The sequence below is a fragment of the Vibrio sp. 1401 genome, assembly GCF_033340295.1.
Map to the genome: position 1 here is coordinate 1 of NZ_JAWOWF010000697.1, position 555 is coordinate 555.

The 555-nt window shown below is 44.9% G+C and carries 1 protein-coding gene; it reads left to right on the top strand.

Annotated features, from left to right (window positions below):
• Positions 1-555 (top strand): histidine kinase dimerization/phospho-acceptor domain-containing protein (locus R7Z77_RS27655; RefSeq protein WP_318137347.1); only part of this gene is annotated, 555 nt, incomplete at both ends.

A 555-nucleotide genomic window follows, 5' to 3' on the forward strand; every position in this document is an offset into this window, starting at 1 on the left:
ATCGCCTTTGATGATGAACGGGATTTTTGGTTTCGCTTCGACGAGAGCACTCCCTTTTTCAAAATTAGCGATAACCCGAATAGTCCTATCATTCAAGCCGTCAATTTCGACGACAACATGGTGTGGATATTCTTCATCGCTGGTTTCGCGCTTTACTGTGTTTTGCTGATCTGGTTTTTAAGCCGCAGAATTCGTGAACTAGAAAGAGTCACCGTCGAATTTGCGTCTGGTAATTTCAAAGCACGCGCAAGCACGGCCAGCGCCAAATCGGTTGGCACATTGAACAAAAGCTTCAATAACATGGCCGATAAAGTCTCTCGACTCATTACCAGCAATAAAATGCTCACCAATGCGGTTGCTCACGAGCTACGCACACCAATTTTTCGCTTGCAATGGCAGGCTGATTTACTCGCCGACTCCTCTCTAAATGAACAACAGACAAAGTACGTAAATAGCATCGTTGAAGACATTGATGAGATGGAAGAAATGGTCGAAGAACTCCTTTACTACGCAAAAATGGAGCGCCCAGAAACAGAGCTTCGAACCGAAAGTCTT